The organism is Thermococcus kodakarensis KOD1 (genome assembly GCF_000009965.1).
Lineage (GTDB): Archaea > Methanobacteriota_B > Thermococci > Thermococcales > Thermococcaceae > Thermococcus > Thermococcus kodakarensis.
In genome coordinates this window covers 59862-77465 of sequence record NC_006624.1, presented here as the reverse complement: position 1 = coordinate 77465, position 17604 = coordinate 59862, and the positions used below count along the sequence as shown (strand labels likewise).

Annotated in this window: 20 protein-coding genes and 1 tRNA gene; 2 read left to right on the top strand and 19 right to left on the bottom strand. The window is 52.6% G+C overall.

From position 1 onward, the window contains the following. Positions 1–6 precede the first annotated feature (6 nt). From TK_RS00450 to TK_RS11715, 19 genes are all read right to left on the bottom strand, one after another. Positions 7–1443, bottom strand: coding sequence for a hypothetical protein (locus TK_RS00450; RefSeq protein ID WP_011249045.1), 1437 nt, complete (start codon positions 1441–1443; stop codon positions 7–9). Beyond that, a complete protein-coding gene (locus TK_RS00445) occupies positions 1440–1712 on the bottom strand; it encodes a hypothetical protein (RefSeq protein ID WP_011249044.1) in 273 nt (90 codons plus the stop codon). Before TK_RS00445 ends, TK_RS00450 begins: the two co-directional genes overlap by 4 nt. Then, positions 1705–2841 (bottom strand): hypothetical protein, encoded by a 1137-nt coding sequence (locus TK_RS11620; protein ID WP_011249043.1) that lies wholly within the window; start codon positions 2839–2841, stop codon positions 1705–1707. Before TK_RS11620 ends, TK_RS00445 begins: the two co-directional genes overlap by 8 nt. Next, complete coding sequence (locus TK_RS00435; protein ID WP_011249042.1) at positions 2822–4129, bottom strand: ATP-binding protein; 1308 nt, start codon at positions 4127–4129, stop codon at positions 2822–2824. Before TK_RS00435 ends, TK_RS11620 begins: the two co-directional genes overlap by 20 nt. After that, positions 4126–4701: an ArsR family transcriptional regulator gene (locus TK_RS00430; protein WP_011249041.1), complete on the bottom strand. Its 576-nt coding sequence runs from the start codon at positions 4699–4701 to the stop codon at positions 4126–4128. The genes TK_RS00435 and TK_RS00430 overlap by 4 nt, the downstream gene beginning before the upstream one ends. Before the next feature lie 170 nt (positions 4702–4871). Beyond that, a complete protein-coding gene (locus TK_RS00425; protein ID WP_011249040.1) occupies positions 4872–5777 on the bottom strand; it encodes a hypothetical protein in 906 nt (301 codons plus the stop codon). Next, positions 5761–5901, bottom strand: coding sequence for a hypothetical protein (locus tag TK_RS11955; RefSeq protein WP_011249039.1), 141 nt, complete (start codon positions 5899–5901; stop codon positions 5761–5763). The genes TK_RS00425 and TK_RS11955 overlap by 17 nt, the downstream gene beginning before the upstream one ends. A gap of 1 nt (position 5902) precedes the next feature. Next, positions 5903–6223, bottom strand: a complete 321-nt coding sequence (locus TK_RS00420; protein ID WP_011249038.1) for a hypothetical protein — start codon at positions 6221–6223, stop codon at positions 5903–5905. Further along, positions 6220–6348: a hypothetical protein gene (locus tag TK_RS12270; protein ID WP_011249037.1), complete on the bottom strand. Its 129-nt coding sequence runs from the start codon at positions 6346–6348 to the stop codon at positions 6220–6222. The genes TK_RS00420 and TK_RS12270 overlap by 4 nt, the downstream gene beginning before the upstream one ends. A 4-nt stretch (positions 6349–6352) precedes the next feature. Beyond that, positions 6353–6952 (bottom strand): hypothetical protein, encoded by a 600-nt coding sequence (locus TK_RS00415; RefSeq protein WP_011249036.1) that lies wholly within the window; start codon positions 6950–6952, stop codon positions 6353–6355. Between the two features lies 1 nt (position 6953). Beyond that, the gene (locus TK_RS00410; RefSeq protein ID WP_011249035.1) at positions 6954–7670 is read right to left on the bottom strand and encodes a hypothetical protein; all 717 of its coding nucleotides are present in this window, start codon (positions 7668–7670) and stop codon (positions 6954–6956) included. Beyond that, a complete protein-coding gene (locus TK_RS00405) occupies positions 7670–8053 on the bottom strand; it encodes a hypothetical protein (RefSeq protein ID WP_048053626.1) in 384 nt (127 codons plus the stop codon). Before TK_RS00405 ends, TK_RS00410 begins: the two co-directional genes overlap by 1 nt. A 37-nt stretch (positions 8054–8090) precedes the next feature. Continuing rightward, positions 8091–8348, bottom strand: a complete 258-nt coding sequence (locus tag TK_RS00400) for a hypothetical protein (protein WP_011249033.1) — start codon at positions 8346–8348, stop codon at positions 8091–8093. 3 nt (positions 8349–8351) lie between these two features. Next, positions 8352–8495 (bottom strand): hypothetical protein, encoded by a 144-nt coding sequence (locus tag TK_RS11950; protein WP_011249032.1) that lies wholly within the window; start codon positions 8493–8495, stop codon positions 8352–8354. Beyond that, complete coding sequence (locus TK_RS00395; RefSeq protein ID WP_011249031.1) at positions 8492–10066, bottom strand: S8 family peptidase; 1575 nt, start codon at positions 10064–10066, stop codon at positions 8492–8494. The genes TK_RS11950 and TK_RS00395 overlap by 4 nt, the downstream gene beginning before the upstream one ends. Positions 10067–10082: 16 nt before the next feature. Then, on the bottom strand, positions 10083–11420 hold the full coding sequence (locus tag TK_RS00390) for a hypothetical protein (protein ID WP_011249030.1): 1338 nt from the start codon (positions 11418–11420) through the stop codon (positions 10083–10085). Between the two features lie 52 nt (positions 11421–11472). Next, positions 11473–13233 carry a LamG domain-containing protein gene (locus tag TK_RS11780; protein WP_158298041.1) on the bottom strand — a complete coding sequence of 587 codons (1761 nt, stop codon included), beginning with the start codon at positions 13231–13233 and terminating at the stop codon, positions 11473–11475. 165 nt (positions 13234–13398) lie between these two features. After that, positions 13399–13593 carry a hypothetical protein gene (locus TK_RS00380; RefSeq protein ID WP_048053624.1) on the bottom strand — a complete coding sequence of 65 codons (195 nt, stop codon included), beginning with the start codon at positions 13591–13593 and terminating at the stop codon, positions 13399–13401. A 148-nt stretch (positions 13594–13741) separates the two neighbouring features. After that, positions 13742–14485, bottom strand: coding sequence for an integrase (locus tag TK_RS11715; protein WP_070105199.1), 744 nt, complete (start codon positions 14483–14485; stop codon positions 13742–13744). Between the two features lie 51 nt (positions 14486–14536). On the opposite strand from TK_RS11715, the gene TK_RS00370 reads away from it, so the two are divergent. Both TK_RS00370 and TK_RS00365 read left to right on the top strand, forming a co-directional pair. Continuing rightward, positions 14537–14608 (top strand) — tRNA-Val (locus TK_RS00370). A gap of 1057 nt (positions 14609–15665) precedes the next feature. Continuing rightward, entirely contained in the window at positions 15666–17567 is a 1902-nt protein-coding gene (locus tag TK_RS00365; protein WP_011249027.1) for an aldehyde ferredoxin oxidoreductase family protein, read from the top strand. Positions 17568–17604 lie beyond the last annotated feature (37 nt).

Genomic DNA, 17604 nt, shown 5'->3' with positions numbered 1-17604 from the left:
GAAAAGTCAGCCTACTATGACCTTGACTATTCTTCCATCTTTGTCCACTATCACGGCGGTAACCTGGAACTTGAATGGGTTGGTTGGGTCGAGGTTCACGTCGAAGGCCTCGAGCGGGTTCTGGCCGAAGAGAAGGAGCATTCTCCCCTGAAGCTGGAGGAAATACTCGAGTTCTGGTTTTGGTTTTTCTCCGAGGAGCGGCTTCAAGAACTCGCCTTGGAGGAGTTCGCAGGCGGCGTATGTGCCGACTCTGTCGGTTCCCGCCACGACGACGTCGGCCATCTTGATTTTTCCGTTCATGAGCCTTATCTGAAGCTCAGCTGGATTCTCGGAGGCGGGGATTATGAGGATGATGCCGTAGCCATTGTCCCATTTGTTACCTTTTCTGTCCTTGATGTACCATTTGCCGTTCTCTTTGATGAATTTGACTGGTAGTCTGTCGGCGTTCTTCTCGAGGATCAGTTTGGTGTACTCGTTGGCAACCGGCCCGCCGACAGTGTAAACGATGGGTGCTATTCTGTCAGGATCTTTGACCTCACTGTCGAGCATAGCATCGGCGTTGAGGTTCTGGACTGGCGCAGTTACTGCCTTGGCGATGAGGCCTCCAAGGTGGCCGAGTCCTGGAATGGCAAACTCGGCACCTTTCTCCTTGATGATGTCAATCCACTTCTGGACTGCTATGCCGACCTTGGCACCCGCCGCCACGTCGGCCCCCGCCGCGTGTTCACCGACGACGATCATCACCGCCGGAACTTTCGCCGGGTCGATGAGGGGTTTTTGAGGTGTAGTCTCGTTGGTCTGGTTCTCGTTTGGTGAGTTTGGCTCCGAAGTCTGCTCTTGGTATGGATAGATCTCCACCGTTCCGCTAACGGCTGTGATGTGTTGGAGTATGAGGACGGCCTTGGAGCCGAAGAGGCTGGTTTCTATGCTCCTCAGCTCAAGAATAGTTTTCTCACGCCAGGCATCGGCAAGCTCTCCCGAGATGTCTATTTCATCTCCAACATAGAGGGTGTATGTTTCGCCATTGTAGTCGTTGTCTATGACAACTTTTCCACTCAGGGGATCAATGAACTTCACGACGAGCTCATGCCAACTCTCAAGAACGCCAAGCTCCCTGGTTTCAGGATTGTCTTCAGTCTGGACGTTCTTAAGGAACCAAATGTATTTCCCGTCTGCGTCAACGAAGCCGTTTTCGGTTGCCGCGACCCCATGAGTGTTGCCCGTCTCTGTAAAGTAAACCGAGAAAGCTGCTTCCCACCCGTCTCTTTTTGAGTAGTCAAATGTGCCAGTCCAGTTCACGATGGCGCCAGGGATTTCCTTTGTCCAGGTCTTGCCAGCTGTTACTTGAAAGGTTGTGACGAGTTGCTGTTCAGCTCCCACTATCCCGGCCGGCACCATGGTACCAGCGAGGAGGAAAAGGAGAAAGGCGGCTAGCCGCTTCATTTTGAATCCACCTCTTCTTTTTTAGTGGTTTGTCCAAAAAACTTTTTCCTCTTTGATGTGGAAGGCTTTTCGGCGCTGATTTTGAAACTGCGGATCTTGATCTTCTGGTCCTTTGCGAGTTGCTTGATGAGGTACTCAACGCGCTCGGCGTCTCCCTCGACGTTGAGGGTGATCCAGTAGCGTCCGGGCCCGCGGACTTTGTCCTTTGCTATCTCATAGATGAGCCAAAAACCAAGGGCGAGGGAGATGTATAGGAGCCATTCAAACATTCTCCCCAACCTCCTCCTTTATAGCTTCCTTCAGCTCGGCGAGCTTCTTCTTGAGGTATTCAACACGGTTCTCCTTGAGGAGGAACTTCTTCCTGGCGAGCTCGGCGACCTGGTCGATGTCAATGTTCAGGATGTCGCCCTTGGTGATTTCTGTGGAGCCTGTGATCTGCGGGATTATCGTGCGCAGAATCACGAGCAGGTTCGGGTCGTCCACGATGGTCTCGATCTTGGCCCTCAGGAGATCCTTCTTCAGGTACTCGCTCAGGAGCTCCTCTTTGAGCTCCCTGGCCTTCTGGTCGATCATCACCTCGGCGTACTTCTTCGTTGTCTTGTAGCGCCTGTAATAGACGACCAGCCCACCGAGAACGACAGGGAAGAGATAGGGCGTCCAGAGGAGGTACTGTTCCTCGCTCTTCTCGCGGAAGGTTTCCCAACTCCACTGCTGCGCCTGCAGTTCCTCGATCTGTCTCTCTAATTCACGTATGCGCTGGTTCTTCTCTTCGAGGGCCTGCTCGAGTATTCTGAGCTGCTTCTTCAGCTGCTCGTTCTCTACTTGTGTCATGTTGCAAAATGTGGCTTGTTGTCGGAGATATTCTATCTGTTTCTCAAGCTCAGCTCTCTCTTGCTTCTCCTTCTCAAGCTCGTTCTCGAGTTTAGCTATTATTGCCTGGCACTCCTCGACGCTTGAGCAGGTGTAATTGGCCGTGATGTTGGCCGGCTCAGAAGTTGTGGAGTTCGTCAGGTTCGCCGGGGCCGGCGCGGTGGTGTTGGTTTGGTTCGCTACGGTCACGTTGCTGGCAGTCAGGTTCTCTTCTTCTGGAAACCTCGCCGTGAAGTTGAAGGGCGCGGAGATCATGAGGTAAACGTAGTCCTTGAATGGGATGACCTCGATGGTGTAGTTTCCGATTGTTTTGTTCTGGCCTTCAAATACGAGGAACGTCGAGTTTTGGTACTCGATCACCGCAGCGGTGCGGTTGTCCACTCTGCTCTTGTCTATAAATATGTGCATATCATCAATATATACCTCATCGCCGACATGGAGTTTGATGGCTTGGCTATACGCCGCTACATATCCAAGAGTTCCCATTATATATAATATGAATATCAGGCTAAAAGTTAGCTTCCTCATTCTCCCACCCCTCATAAGCATCTAAGAAGTGGATTGGTGCGTACTCTCCAGCCGCGGCTTTGCGGGAAATTGGGGGCCGTAGGAGCACTTTGTACTTTGTCAGCGGCCCGACGTAGATTGCCTTCTCTATTGAGAGCGTCCTCAGAAGCCTCGGCTCAACCCCAAGTTTTTGGGCGAATTCCCGAGCATACATCCTCTTGACGAACCACTCCTTGCACTCGCTGACGATGCTCGGGCTTAGATCGTCATGTCTCTGTGTGTCAAGCGTCCAGGCCATATTCTTTCCACGGGAGATCTTCACGTAGATCTGAAGTTCCTGCCTCATGAGAGTCTGGAAGTAGGAAAGTTTCTCGATGATATCTCTTGGTGAACTTGGAGCGAGGAGGTTTGCATCGGCGACGAAGAAGCTCATGAGGTAGTCGCGCTTGAGGTTGCCGATCCAGTTTGAGTACACCGTGACGAGTATTGCAAAGGTCCATATGTATCGGTCTTCAGGCCTCTCGATGAAGTGTGTTGTGAAGACGCTGATCTCCTTTGGGTTCTTCATCATCTCGTTGAGAGTAACCCCGTTCTCGACTTCCAGCCCTTTCAGGACATGGTAGAAGCGGTTGATCTTCATGAGTGTGTTGTCTATGTTGACGTTTGTCCCTTCTCCGATCTCCTTGACGTAGTTCTTGAACTCCTCGATGTTCCTCTTCTTCCGCTTCTTGACTGTGTTGACGTACTGGTCATATGCATCGGCAACGATCAGGCCCTCAATCGAGCCTGTTGGGAGCGTCCTCGCGATGATGTCAATCAGGTCGGCCTCGGTGAAGGTTAGCGGCTTGAAGAACTCTATTCCTGGATGGTTCTCGTACTTCTGGAGGAAGTTGATGAATCTCGGCGTCGCAGGGCTGTACACAACGGCCCTGAATGGCCACTCATTGAGGTCCTCAATATCAATCCCGAACTTTTCGAGCAGGACTCGGCGCATCCTGCTGTCGTTGTTGGGGAGGTTCATGAAAGCTCGCTCTGATTTGGCCTCAAGCGCGGGTTCTATTTCGAAGACCTTGCGGCCCCTCAGGAAGTCGATTTCCATCAGTGTTTGGGCGAGGGTCGTCTTTCCGGCTCCAGTCTGCCCCATTATGAGCCTGTGGCTTGGGCCGCTCAGAGGATAGGCGAGTTTGCCCCTTTTGGTGAGGCCAAAGGTCAGGAGCGGGTTCTCTGAATATGAAGTTTTTTCTTCATATCTCTGCAAGTCTTCCTCCAGCACGTCCCGGGGCCAGATCTCCTCGAGGTTCGCTCTCATTCATCCGCTCCCTCCAGGGTCTGCTCAAGAAGTATCTCCTCGAGCTGGCCGAAGATGTCGTCGAAAAGCTCCCACAAGGCGTCTTCAATCCCTGGCCGGAGCTTTAGTCCATTCTCACCCCTCACCACGTAGCCCTCGAGGAGAAGGAACTTCATCGCCTTGCTGATTGTTGATTCGTCCTTTCTGAGTATCTTTGCAATATCTTGGGACTTCATCTCTCCATGGATTAGTAGTGTCATGAGGATCTTCGTCCTCAGGTGGGCTTTCCTTCCAAAAACGCGCCTCATCGAGTTGATTTTCTCTTCAACGTCCTCGCCAGAATAGATGCCTTTAAATGCATACTCGAGGGCTTCTTTCAGGCGCTCGATGGTTTCGAAGGCGAGCTCGAGCTTCCTGGTGACGTAGATGTTCGGCAGTCCCCTGGCTTCCTTTTCTGTTGCCTCGGCCTTCTTGGCGACTGTCTTAGCTATGTCAATGTACTTCTTCTCTGGCGTAAGTTTGGCGTTCTTAGAGCGCTCTATAATGACATCTATACTCTCCACTAACCCTTTTGATGAGTTTCCCACTACCACCGTATGGACCCCCTTTCTTTTCCTCAGTCAGGATGCGTCAACTTGGCGTGGGGTATACGCCAACTCACCTCCGCGGTGTTCTGGCCCGAATAGGGCCATCCAGGGGGCCGGACCGTTCGGAATCCCTACTTGGCCCGATGCCCCTTTCTGGATGGCAAAAATGGGAGAGGTCAAAGCTCTCCCTCCTTTTTGAGTGCGTCTATGATGGCGGTCAGCTCTTCTTTCCTCATCTTGCCCATCTCTGCGAAGAAGCCCTTTCCGAGGACTTCCTTCATGATTCTCAGCGCGTCCTCGTAGCCCTTCTCGCGTAGGCTGTCGAAGAATTCCCTTGGCAGGGCCGCGATCGTCCTGGCTAATTCGTAGCCTTTCTCGGCGTAGGCCCTCAGTGCGGTGTTCTCTGCCTTGAGGTATTCTATCTCCTTGAGGGCGCGGAGGTATAGTTCGTCTCCAATGTTCACCGGTTCCCAAACGTAAACTGGAATCTGCTCTCCAGTGGTTTTGTCAACCTCGTAGTAGGTTGGCCTGCTCGGCTTCTTTGCTGCGATTATTCTCGTGTTCCCATAGCCGAATATTGCGTCGCCCGGAATGAAGTGGACTGTTCCATCCCACTGCTGTGAGAGAAGTGACTTGTTCGGATAGACTCTCCACCCGAGCTCTGTCTCGACAATGTGGGGCTTTATCCTGCGGCTTTTGACTTCTTTTGATGTGAACGGTAGCTTTATTCCAAGAAGCGGCTTTTCCTTGACCCAAATTTCCGTTTCTGGTGATGTGAGCGGTATGAGCCTCTTTGAGCGGGCCTTCGCACTCTCGACCCACGTGGCCCTCATGAACTCGACGAAGAGTATCGAGCCAATGAGGACATAGAAGCTATAACGAGGCTTGGCCAGGGCTTGGTGAATCTTGACGAGCGTGTCGTAAAAGCCCGGGAAGGCGAGCATGATCAGCCCGACGGCTATTCCGGCTCCGATTCCGAGCAGTGTGAACTTGAGTATCCTGCTTTTCTGACTGTCTTTTCCTTCGACCTTTGCCGCGAGCTCGGCGCGGATGTCCTCGCGGACTTCAGGCGCGGCTTCCATGACTATCACCCTTCTCAAGCTGTTTCAGTTCTCTGTTCACGCGCGCGAGCTCTTTCTGGAGATTCGTGAGGACTCGGTGAAGGATCTCGCGCTTCCTCTTGAGGTACACCTTCCTGCTGACCATCTCAATCACCCTCCATCAGGCCGACCAGGAATACCAAAGCGGTGGGCACGATGTAGAAGCCCCACATCAGGCTGAAGATCGGGCTGAAGAGGAGCGTCAGGATCGGCGAGCCAAAGAGGAGGAGCAGACCCCAAGGCACAAAGTCAACATTGAAGACTTTCCAGGCAGTGATGGCAACGGCGACCATGATCATCATTGAGGTTATAGGGTAGAGGAACCACAGAAAGATCGCTCCTGGTGAGTTTGTCGAGTCCGGCGGTAGGAGTAGGGCGAAGGGTACAATGTAAGCGAGTGCAAGGAGGACGCCACTCTTCAGGCTCATGCGCTTACCTCCTTGCGGTGGTTTCCAAGGTCTTCTTCAATTGCCCACATCAGGAGCAGCCCAACAATCATGCCGAGTGCAAAAGCTGCCTCAGGGCTCAGGTTCAGGAAAGTTAGTCCAAACATCAGATCACCCCCTTTTCACCAAGTAAAGGCCACCAATCAGGTGGCGAAAAGTCACGTTCTCGACTTTGATCGGGAGCTGTATCGTGGTGTTCTGGAGCGCTGTGGTATTTTCCACGCTCATGTCCTGTGCGCTCGGCAGGTTGTAGGCAATATAGGCTTTCTCAGCATCTCTCCAGCCGCGTCCTGGCCTCCAGCTGAAGCCCCGCACGAAGAACGCTCCGATCCAACCGTCGCCGACTGGTGCTTTCTTCCACCAGATGTCGGCATACTGGTCGTTTTCGACTGGAAAAGCAAATATCCCAAAATAGACCTTCCAAACCCTCACCTTGACATCCACGTCGGTAGGGATTAAATAGCTCCAGTAGACTTTGCTCTCGTTAAGCTGGACGTAGTAGTCCGGGTTCCAGAAGTGCTCGCCTTCGATCCAGAAGCCTTCGCCAGGCTTGAGCCCTTTATAGCCGTCCACCGGCATGACTTCCCTCTTGAAGAGACCGAGGGCCTTGTCGGCAGTACTCTTGAGGAGGTCTTTCAGTGACCAGGCTCCAACCGGCCCGGCCATTACAACCAGAAACAAAACTGCAACTGCAACGACTTTTTTCCTCACTTCAATCACCCCACACGAGCAGATAAATGTAGATGAGCACGAGGCTAGCTCCTACAGGACCGAGGAGGTGGAGGGCCGCAGTATTGCCATAGTTTGGATACAGAGAGTACCCAATGACGTCATCAAGCCAAATAATGAATCCGGAGACAAAAGCAACCGTTGAGGCGAAGCCTGCGTTAAGATACTCGAGGATGACACCGAAAAGCATGATCGCCGCTCCCCAAATGATGTGTGACACCCCAACCATGCTGACGAATGCTAGGGCAAAGGCCACTGGAATGAGGATGGCGAGCGCATTCTCCCACTCGAAGTTGAACTTTCCCTTCCAGTCGCTGATGAGCACGATGAGGAAGCTTGGAATCAGCACGATGTAGACAAACGCCTGATCCTGGCCCATCTTGATTGTCTCGGGCATAACGTAGAATATCATGAGTGAGGTGAAGAGGCCTATTCCGGCCCAAAACAGCGCCCCGGATACTGTCCCTTCATCATAGCTGGTGATGTACGCGACAGTAGCGAGGACAAGCATCGCGCCGGCGGCGTAGACGAGATAATAGTAGTTCTTTGCGAGGAATATGGAGAGGAGCATGAGGAGGATGGCCCCAAAGATGTCAGCCCTTCTTGAGGCGATGAAGTATGCAAAGAACGCTGCAACTACAACGAAGACGCTCAGCATGACTGCCTGTGAGGTCGCGGCGGCGAGGGAAGGGTTGTACATCACTTACCACCTCCGACCTGGACGGCATCCTTGATCGCGCTCAGGTCGCCACTCGCTATCGGCCCGAGGAGGCCGAGGGCATAGAGGATGATCAATGCCAGCACGAGGAAGACGATGGCTTTTCCCCAATTTCCGAAGACATAGCCACCTAAGGTCGTCAGGAAGAGGAAGAGTGCCGTCCAGAGCCTGATGCCGAGCCAGTCGCCGATCATAATGAGTGGTGTTGCCAGGAACTGGCCTCCATTGGACGAGAGATCCCAAAAGAAGACAAGGCCCACTATTCCCAACGTGATGAAGAACGCTGCCTCACCGCTGGAATACCACATCGTCGCAAGTGCAAACGTGATGATGAATACGAGGAATATGATCGCAAGCAGTCCCATTTTTCTCACCTCTCTCGCAAGAAGGAAAAACGAAAACTCAGATCCAGCCGAGCTCGTCGGCTATCACCATCACCGTGGCGCTCGGGAACCAGTCTATTGGCGCTGGAAGGATACCGTCAACTCCACCCACCACTGCGGCTTTTGGGTTGTCGGTGAGGGCGTAGGCGATGAAAGCGTTGAATGGAGTTTCGATGAGGTCGCCCACTCCTGGTATTATGTTGAGAGCGTCAATGACGTCCGCGATGATCGCAATCCCTAAACGAATTGGGAGCGGTTTGTCCTCCAAACCCCACATAGTTCAGTCCTCCACAACCTCGTCAACGATGCGGAGTACAAGGGCGATCGCTATCGCAAGACTGACGTTCTTGATGAACTCGTTGAAGCCTACGAGGAACGCTGTAAAGAGGAGGATGACCAGGAGAAAGATGATAAACTTCTTCATCCGAGCAACCTCCTGAGGAAGTCGATGAGCCCTCCACTTTCGCTTGGCTCGGCTTTGACCGCGGCGTAGGCATCAACGACTCCGGCTCCTGACCACGTTGGCAGGGCGTCAATGCCATCGAGCGGATAGGCCGTCTTCTCGAGAATGAGTTTGATCGTCTCAGGTGTGAGGTCTCCGTGCTTCTGTAAAATCAGCGCCACGACGCCACTCACGTGAGGAGTTGCCATGGATGTTCCACTCATGGCTATGAACTCGTTTCTCGTCCCGGCCTTGGCGCTTAGTATCTTGACTCCTGGAGCCGCGATGTCGGGCTTGATGTCGTAGATGTTCAGGCCCGGCCCCTTTCCTGAGAAAGATGCCACCTTCATGTTCCTGTCAACCGCGGCCACAGTGATGGCTCCAGTAGCTATGCCTGGACTGTCAATGACCGCGAACTCGTTTCCGGCCGCGATGACAACCGGGATGTGCTCCTCTCTGATGATCTGCTCGACCTTCTGAACCATTGGGTCTCTTGGGCTTCCAAATGGGGAACCCAAGCTCATTGAGATGACTATCGGCTCGCCAGGGTGCTTCTTTTTCCACTCAACAACATAGTCGAGGCCTTGGATGATCTGCGTCATCGTGCCGCCGCCGTCCTGGCCGAGAACCTTTACCGCGAGAATGTTGGCCTCGGGAGCAACACCGCTTACATAAACTTCTTTCCCTTCCCAAGTAACCTTAGTAGGCCTTCCTGCGATAATGCCAGCTACATGGGTTCCATGACCGTTCAGATCTTTTGCCGGCTCGTCAGTTACAAAGTTCTCAAAGCCCACACAAGCCCCCTGGAGCATCACGTGGTCACAGTCCACACCGGTATCAAGAACCGCAACCGTGACGCCCTTGCCGGTGATTCCTTCCTTACTCCAGGCGAGGTCAGCCTTAACGAGCTTGATGTTCCAGATTGCGCCGGAAACCTGTTCAGGAGTTATCGTGACGTTGGCAGGCGTGAACGTAGTCTCGTTCTCAAGTATAGTCGGGCCGGTCTCGACGTAAAGGTCGGGCCAAACTTCGCGGATGTAGAACCTATAGTCGAAGTCAAAAGCCTGGCTGTAAACGAGGTTTTTGATGAGTGATGGTCTTGCCTTGAGTGAGATTGCATTGATGTCGTCATCAACATAAAGTACCTCAGCACCGAGGGCTTCAAGTGCCTCCTTGAGCCGGTCATTTGGCTTCGTCCAGGTGATGAAAATCCACTGAATCGGCTCATCGTTCTGGACTTTCTGGTGGAAGACCTGAGCCCACTTTAGGGCAGCATCGGTGAGGTTAGCACTCTCCTGAATTGAACCCGAAAGCCAGTCCCAAAACCTCTCGTCGACATAGATGCCTGTGTTTGTCTTGATAAGGCCTTTTGAGTCGAAGCGCCAGGCTTTGAAGGCGATAAGGGCCTTGTTCACATAGTCTGAGATTGTGAGTGATGGCATTTCGAGAGCAGGCGTGCTGATGGTCTCGTTGGAGCTGCTGTCAGCTACTGCAACGCTGAGGGTTGAAAGAAGCATAATGAAAATAATGGAAATCACTGGAAGGGCCCTCATTTAATCAGGCCCCCTTTCAAGAGCTTGTAGAGTCCTCGTCCTCGTCAAGGCCGAGGATGGACTTCCAGTCGAGTGAAGGCTTGAAGAGGCCGCGCCCACTTGGCTGTAGTATGGGATTGAATCCTCTAAAGTCCTCGCTTGAAACGCTAAGCTCATTTAGTGACCTTTCTCTTAAGCTGTAGCTGTTTGGAATTGTGATGTCACCAAGCCCCTTTGTGATCTCCCATTGTCCCCACGCAAATCTCGCCCAATTGCCGACCCACTTTCCGAAAACTGTTATTATGTCGTCGATGTTCACGTTCTTATTGAATATGTTGCCGCTGTAAACCTCCTCTTCGTTACCAAACAAGCCCCAAAGGTATGTTGTTCTCTTTATGACTTTGACGTCGGTTCTGTCAACATTTCCGAAGCCCTCTTTCCAGTGCTCTCTACCCTTTAGGGGTATGATGTAGTAATCAACAGCCTTGATGCCGAGCTTTGCAAGAAGACTCTCATCCCAAACCACGTATGCCTTGTAGTTGTTGTACTCTTTGAAAACCTTGTTCGTGAACTTGACCCTTCCATCGTCACTCCTAACCTCGAACTTGTCCTCAAGGTTGAAGTCGTCGAGGAGGTTTGCATCGCTGGAGTAGACCATCATGACGTATCTGTCGCTGTCGTCGTCGCTCTTTGCGAAGACAATCCAGTCGTCAACTCCATCGCTCGTGACGTCGTTCTTCCAGGTAAAGATGCCATCACGGTCATCGTCCGTGATCGTGGTGGTGCTCAGGTTTCCGAGGTCTAGAATCGCTCCAAGGTCGGAAAGCCCGCGGATGGTAAACTCAAGACTTCCGATTTCGACAGTATCGCCGTCCTTGATGTCAGCAACGGCAACCCAATACGGGCCACCGGCGATCCAAACGGAGAGCTCAAGGGTTGCGTTGTCAACTATTTCGCCACTTGTGCTGTTCTTTGCAAGGGCCTCGATCTTGAGAGTGTACGCACCCGGAGTGACGTTCGAGACGTTTATTGTAGCGGTCCAAAGGCCAGGCGTTGAGGTGTTCGTGAAGGTGTAGACGTCAGCAACGCTGTCTCCGTTCATGTCGAGAGCATTTCCATATTCATCGACGAACTTTGCGGTAACCTCAAGCGTGTCGGCGTTCGTGTAGCTGCTCAGCGCGAAGGGTTCGCCAGAGCTGGTTAGTATTGTGACGTTCATAGTCGCCGGATAGCCAGGGATCAGCTCAATGCCAGGATCGGTTATTGCGTTCCCCCACTCCGTCTCGGTGATGGTCGCTGCCCTCACTACGGCAAAGACGGAAAACACAACTACAAGGGCTACAAACAGCCCGAGGGGCTTTTTCCACCCAACCATTTTCTATCAACCTCCATTCGTGTGAGTTTTCCGGGTGGCGCAAACAACCAAGTCAGCCACCTCCAAAGCCGAAAAAGCTCTTGATCATCTTGACCATGCCCATAATCCTGTCCAGAATGCTCTTCCACCACGAGGTTTCCTTGTTGTAGAAGACTTTGATTTCCGCTTCTCCAGAAACAAATGCATCGGCTGGAACCTTGACCGCAATGGTGCCGTCCTCAAGCTCTTCGACCTGCAGGGTCTCTCTTGAGCCTGTCAAGGCGACGGCCTCAATGACGTCGTTAGTGTCTTCGACATCCTTGAGCGGCACGTAAATAGTGACGTTGCTCACGTCAGCGTTGCTTGAGACCTTGATGACCTTGACCCACGTGTCGGCTTTTCCTTTCACGGCGTTCTCGGCCATCTTCTGCGCAGTCTGCCAGTCGAGGATGTTTCTAAAGTCTTCGAGCTTCGCCGGGAAGTTCAGCTCTTCTTTCGAGAGCGTCCAGATACTTCTGATCCAGTGAGTACTGATCTCACCGGGCTCAAGCGTGTCGGTGCGGATGAGGTAGAGCTGACTTGAGTTCTCATCAGGCCTCCAGGAAACCATGCGGACGCCGTCAAGTTCAAACTGTGGGTACTGGAGCACGGAGAAACCGAGCGCAGTTGGATCGAGGGAGTACACGATGTTCAGCTTTGCACCGGTTGGGTTTGTGACTTTGAACTCGCGCTCATAGACGTATGTCTTTTGATCCTCGTCAAGGATTATGACGTCATCAAAGTCGCCATTTGTGCGGATGGTCTCGAACTGAATTGGCAAGTTGAACTGGATCTTGTCGGCGCGGTACCAGTAGTGACCCTGATAGTAAAAGTCGGCGTTGGTGTAGTCGCTCTTGAGCTTCTCGGCGCTCGTGATGCTCATGTTGACCGCGCTCTCAGGAACGGGCACGTAGCCGCTCGGGTCGGTCGTGCTGACCTCAAGCCCCGCGTAGAAGGTCGCACGGTCGCGAGTGAGGTCGATGAGCGGGCTGAAGATCTGTCTGAATGAAGCGGGCTCGGAGAGCTTCTTGCGGCCGGCGAGGTAGAGGAGGTTGACTTCGTCCTGTGAAAGTGCTTTCCCGTCGTAAACCCGCACTTCGTCAACGATGACATCCCCTCCATTCGTATCAGGATGTATTTTGAAAGTCGATGACGTCAGCGTGTAACCCCCTGTGATTGATGTACTAGCATCTACATCTGCATCTATGTAGATATATGACTCTCCTGTATCAAAACTCAAAACAAACGTTGCAAAGTACCACTTGCCAAGTTCAAGCGAGCTCTGCGAAATAAACGCCTTACCTTCACCACTCTCAGAAATCCATTGTGCGTATATTTTGTTATCTGAACTTCTCCATACAATCGCCAAATCTCCTATATCAAAAAGTCTGATGTAGTTGCGATCACTGTCGTCTATGACTTTGAACCACAATGCAATCGTGATTTGTTGCGACGAAAGAGTTGCTGAACCGGAAACTCCTGCTCCTGTTTTGAACTCAAACGCATTCCCGATTTTGCCCGTCACCAGTTTCGGATATCCTGTCGTCGTGTTGAACACTATCGTCGCATTCGTCAGCGTCCCGCTGTAGTAGCAAGGTGTCGTGTTCGTGCTCGCATCGTACGCGTCCAGCCCGCAGAACAGCGTCACGTCGCTGAAGCTTGAGTCCTCTGGAACGATGACCCACTTTGGCAAGTCGATTTTAGGAACATGTGTTTCTGCGGCGCTTGCCGTGCCCGCCAGGGCCGCGAGAAAGAGAGCCACTACCAATACCCCAAGTGCTTTCCGAAACCTCACATCCACATCCCTCCGGAGGGTTGCTCGGCGGCCTCATCGCCGCGGGCGTGGCCGCCCTGCCGGCTCGGCCTTGCTATGAATTTGAGAGAAGTGATTTGAGCGAAAGAGACTTCTCAACGTGTTACTCACAAAAAAGAAAGCTAAAATACATTGTAACAAAAGAAATCACAAGAGAAGCTTTTTCACGAAGTCCTCGAATTTCTGCGTCGGTTTTCGCCTGCCATCGGCGTCTATGATGACATAGCGGGGATCATCGCCATAGATGGAGTGATAGAGGTTGAACAGGCGCCACACGCGCATATGATTAAGGCCGTATTTCCTCGCAATTCCCCTTATCGAGACAATCCGAATCCGATCCAAAATATATCACCTCCCACATTTCTTCAAATAGACGGCCGTGAAAAGAAGAAGTGTCATGGCGAGTACAAGAATGAAAAGGGAAGTTAGAGTGATGCAGATCGTATACCAACTGACTTGGCGGAGAGCTTTGTCGAGGGCAGGCATGAGATCAATCATGAGTCTGCCCCTCCAACACCTTTCTAAGATCATCAACCACCTTCGCGTAGGCCTCGTCGGCGAGAACCGTCAGGTTGAGGTAGTGCCGCTCTAGAACTGAGCGAGGAGCGCGGCCCTGGATGAAGTCGATGACTTCCATCGAGACTTTTCTCTGCGCAAGGAAGGTTGAGAACCACTTCCTCACTGTAGATGCCGATACCCTCTTGTAAGTCGTCCTCGGTTGCGCCTGGAAGTAGGTTATGCTCATCCGCTCAAGGCTCCTGGCAAAGTCCGCCGGCATGTAGGCCCAAAATGCCCTCTTCGTTCCTTTGCCATGCTCAGCCATCGGGTACCTGGCGACCTTCTCGTTCACGATGACGAGCTTTTGAGGGTCATAGGTATTCAGCATCTTCACGATGTGCTTGAGCCTCAGGCCAGTGAAGGCCAGAAGCTTGAAGAGAACCTCAGCCTCTTTGCCGTAGTGCTTTGTCAGCTCGATGTAGGCTTCACGTAGCTCCTCGTTGCTGATGAAAACCTGCCTTGGTGTTCCCCTCTTGAATGTCAGCGGCTTCTTGAAGAGCGCCGCAGTGCCCTCGTTGATGAGGCCCTCGTCGAGGAGGAAGTTCACGAAGTTTCTCAGCCCCTTGACGATCTTCTCGTTGTAGTTCTCTTGCTGGAGCGAGACTTTCAGCCCCTTGATGTCTCTGATTGTGTGCCGACCAAAAAAGCGTTCGAGCGCGCTGATGTAGTCTTTCATTGTGGTTCTGGCTATTCTGTGGGAGAGCCATTCGGCAAACTGGCCTTTGTAGGTGTCCCAACAGTCGTTTAGACTGCCCTCACACGGCGGAGGTCCGGGGTTCGAATCCCCGCGGGCCCACCATAGAAACTTTGCAGAGCAAAGTTTCATCAAAGAGTGAATGTCCTTTTTGAGTGTCCTGCTTTTCAGTGATTCTCACCATAAATTGGGCAATCCTCAAGGGTTTACTCACAATATAACGCCCGAAGGGCGTTAAAAAAGAAGAAAACCCGCACTTCCCTACTCATCTATCACAGAGAATCTAGCTACATCAAGCCAACTTCAAGAAGACATTCGAGCTTTTGGTAAGCTTTTCACAAAAGCTTCCTCGCGAAGTTTGATCAAAGTTCGTGGTTCTTCTTAGAATTGCTCCACTATAAGGATTTTCAAAATACTCAAGCCAAACATCAGTGAATTCCTCTAAGTTTCAGCCCGCTGAAAAGGAGTTTCTAACACCTTGACGCCCTACGGGCGTCAATTAAAAAGCAAACTCACAGAGAACAAGCGGATAAAAGTGGAATTCACAACCTAAGACAGCATTCAAAAAGAAAATCCTCTCGAAAGACCTGTCAAACAAGAACCACAAACTTTGATGAAACTTTGCTTGCAAAGTTTCAGCGCCGCTTTCACTGTCGTTCAAGCGTCCTTAACGGATGGCGGAAGAGGAGTATGCGTTTCTAACGAGCTAACTTTTGAGGGGTTTTACTTTCAATTGGCCTGATTCAAAAGGATTTTCTCACCGTATAGTGCCCAAGGGGCACTAAAAAGAAAGTTAAAATCACAATTAGTGGGGAATTTCAATATTAAACCCATGCGAGCTTGCCTTATATAGGAGCATACACTCATCGAAGAGCAAGTTCGAGAAGAATGGCACACTTTTAGTATAGCTTTTGGAAAAACTTGGTGAAAAGCCTAATCTAGAGAGGTCTTCCTTATAAAGTGTTAGATTCGCGGAACCCTAGTCGCTGATATTTCCATGAAGTATGTTGTTTCTCCTCGATATCCAATATTGAGCCCCGTAGAGAGTACGAGATACACTGGAGGATAACACAACAGCTTAATGTTTCGGTTTTTATAAAACAGAACTTCTTTCGATGAGCTTATAATCTTTGATTCGAAAATCCTTCGAGGTGATTCTGGTATGGAAGCCAAGGGCGGATACTGGGGAAAGATTCTGAGAGTTAACCTAACCACCAAGGAAGTCAAAGTCGAGCCCCTTCCCGAGGAGTTCCCGAGGAAGTACCTCGGCGGCGTCGGTTTTGGAACGAGGGTTCTCTACGAGGAGGTTCCAAAAGGAGCCGACCCGCTCGGGCCCGAGAACAAGATGATAATAACACCCGGTCTCTTCGTTGACACAGGTATAGGAACCGGCTCAAAGACCGCTTTTAACTTCAAGAGTCCACTCACAGGCGGCTACGGTAGGGCAATGGCCGGTGCCGAGCTCGGCGTCCAGCTCAAGAGGGCCGGCTACGACATGCTCATAATCGAGGGCCAGAGCGAAGAGCCCGTCCTTCTGGTTATCAACGATGACGAGGTTAAGATAGTTCCCGCCGATGCCTACTGGGGCCTCACCACCGGTGAGGCGAGGAGCAAGGCCAAGGAGGAGTACCCAGGCTACGCAACCGCTTTCATCGGCCCGGCCGGTGAGAGGCTCAGCCTCATCTCAATAATTGAGACCGACGAGAGGCAGGCGGCCAGGGGCGGCCCCGGTGCGGTCCTTGGAAGCAAGAAGCTCAAGGGAATCCTCGTCAAGGGTAGCAAGAAGGTCCCGATAGCCGACCCAGAGAAGCTCCGCGAGCTGATAAAGAAGTGGGCGCTCATCTTCAAGGACCACCCTGCTACAAAGGCCGACATGGAGTATGGAAGCGGCGAGTTCCTCGACTGGATGAACCGCGAGAGGGGAACCTTCCCGGTCAGGAACTGGCAGATGGGCTTCTTCAAGAAGGCCTACGAGAAAGCCAAGGAGGAGGGAAGGGAGCACATCGGCATAGACCCCTACTTCTGGGCGCCGAAGTACCGCGCTGGAAGGAGGCCGTGCCCGCTCTGTAACAAGCCGTGCAGCCAGTACGTGAAGGTCGAGAGCAAGAAGTGGGGCACCTTCATGGTCGACGGCCCAGAGTACGAGACCCTCTACTCCTTTGGCGGTGTGCTGGAAATAGACGACTTTGAGACAGTAGCTTATCTCAACTACCTCGCCGACCAGTACGGTCTCGATACAATCTCCGCGGGTGTCACAATCGCATGGGCCATGGAAGCCTACGAGCGCGGTCTCCTCACCAAAGAGGACACCGATGGCATAGAGCTCACCTTTGGCAACGGCGAGGCGGCAGTTGAGGCCCTCAGAAAGATGGCCTACCGCGAGGGCAACCTCGGAAAGCTCCTTGCTGACGGTGTCAAGAGGGCCAGCGAGAGGCTTGGAAAGGAGAGCTGGAAGTTCGCCATGCACGTCAAGGGCATGGAGCCGCCAGCTTACGATGTCCGCGGCATAAAGGGAATGGCGCTTGCCTTTGCGGTCAGCGTCCGCGGTGCCGACCACCTCACAGCCGGAGCCTACGGAACCGAGCTCGTCGGCAGGTGGTGGAAGTTCGACGGCGTTGACAGGACGAAGGGCGAGAACAAGGGATTCGAGATAGCCTTCCACGAGAACCTCATGGCGATCTACGACGCCACCGGAACGTGCAAGTTCTCAAGGCACATGTACTTCCTCGAGGGCTTCCCTGAGCTCATCGAGGCCGTTACCGGCATGAACATCGGCGAGGCAGAGCTGATGGTCATCGGCGAGAGGATAATGAACATAGCCAGGGCCTTCAACGTCAGGGAAGGCTTCAGCAGGAAGGACGACACGCTCCCGTACAGGATCATGTGGGAGCCGATCCCGGAGGGAGTCAGCAAGGGCCTGCACGTCCCGCCGTGGGAGCTCGACAGGATGCTCGACGAGTACTACCAGGCCCGTGGCTGGAGCAGGGACGGAATCCCGACCAAGGCCAAGCTCATCGCCCTCGACCTCCCGGACATCGCGGAGGACATCGGGGCTGGAATTTGAGCCCTCTTTTTATTTCCCCTTCTTCCCCAGTGATCCC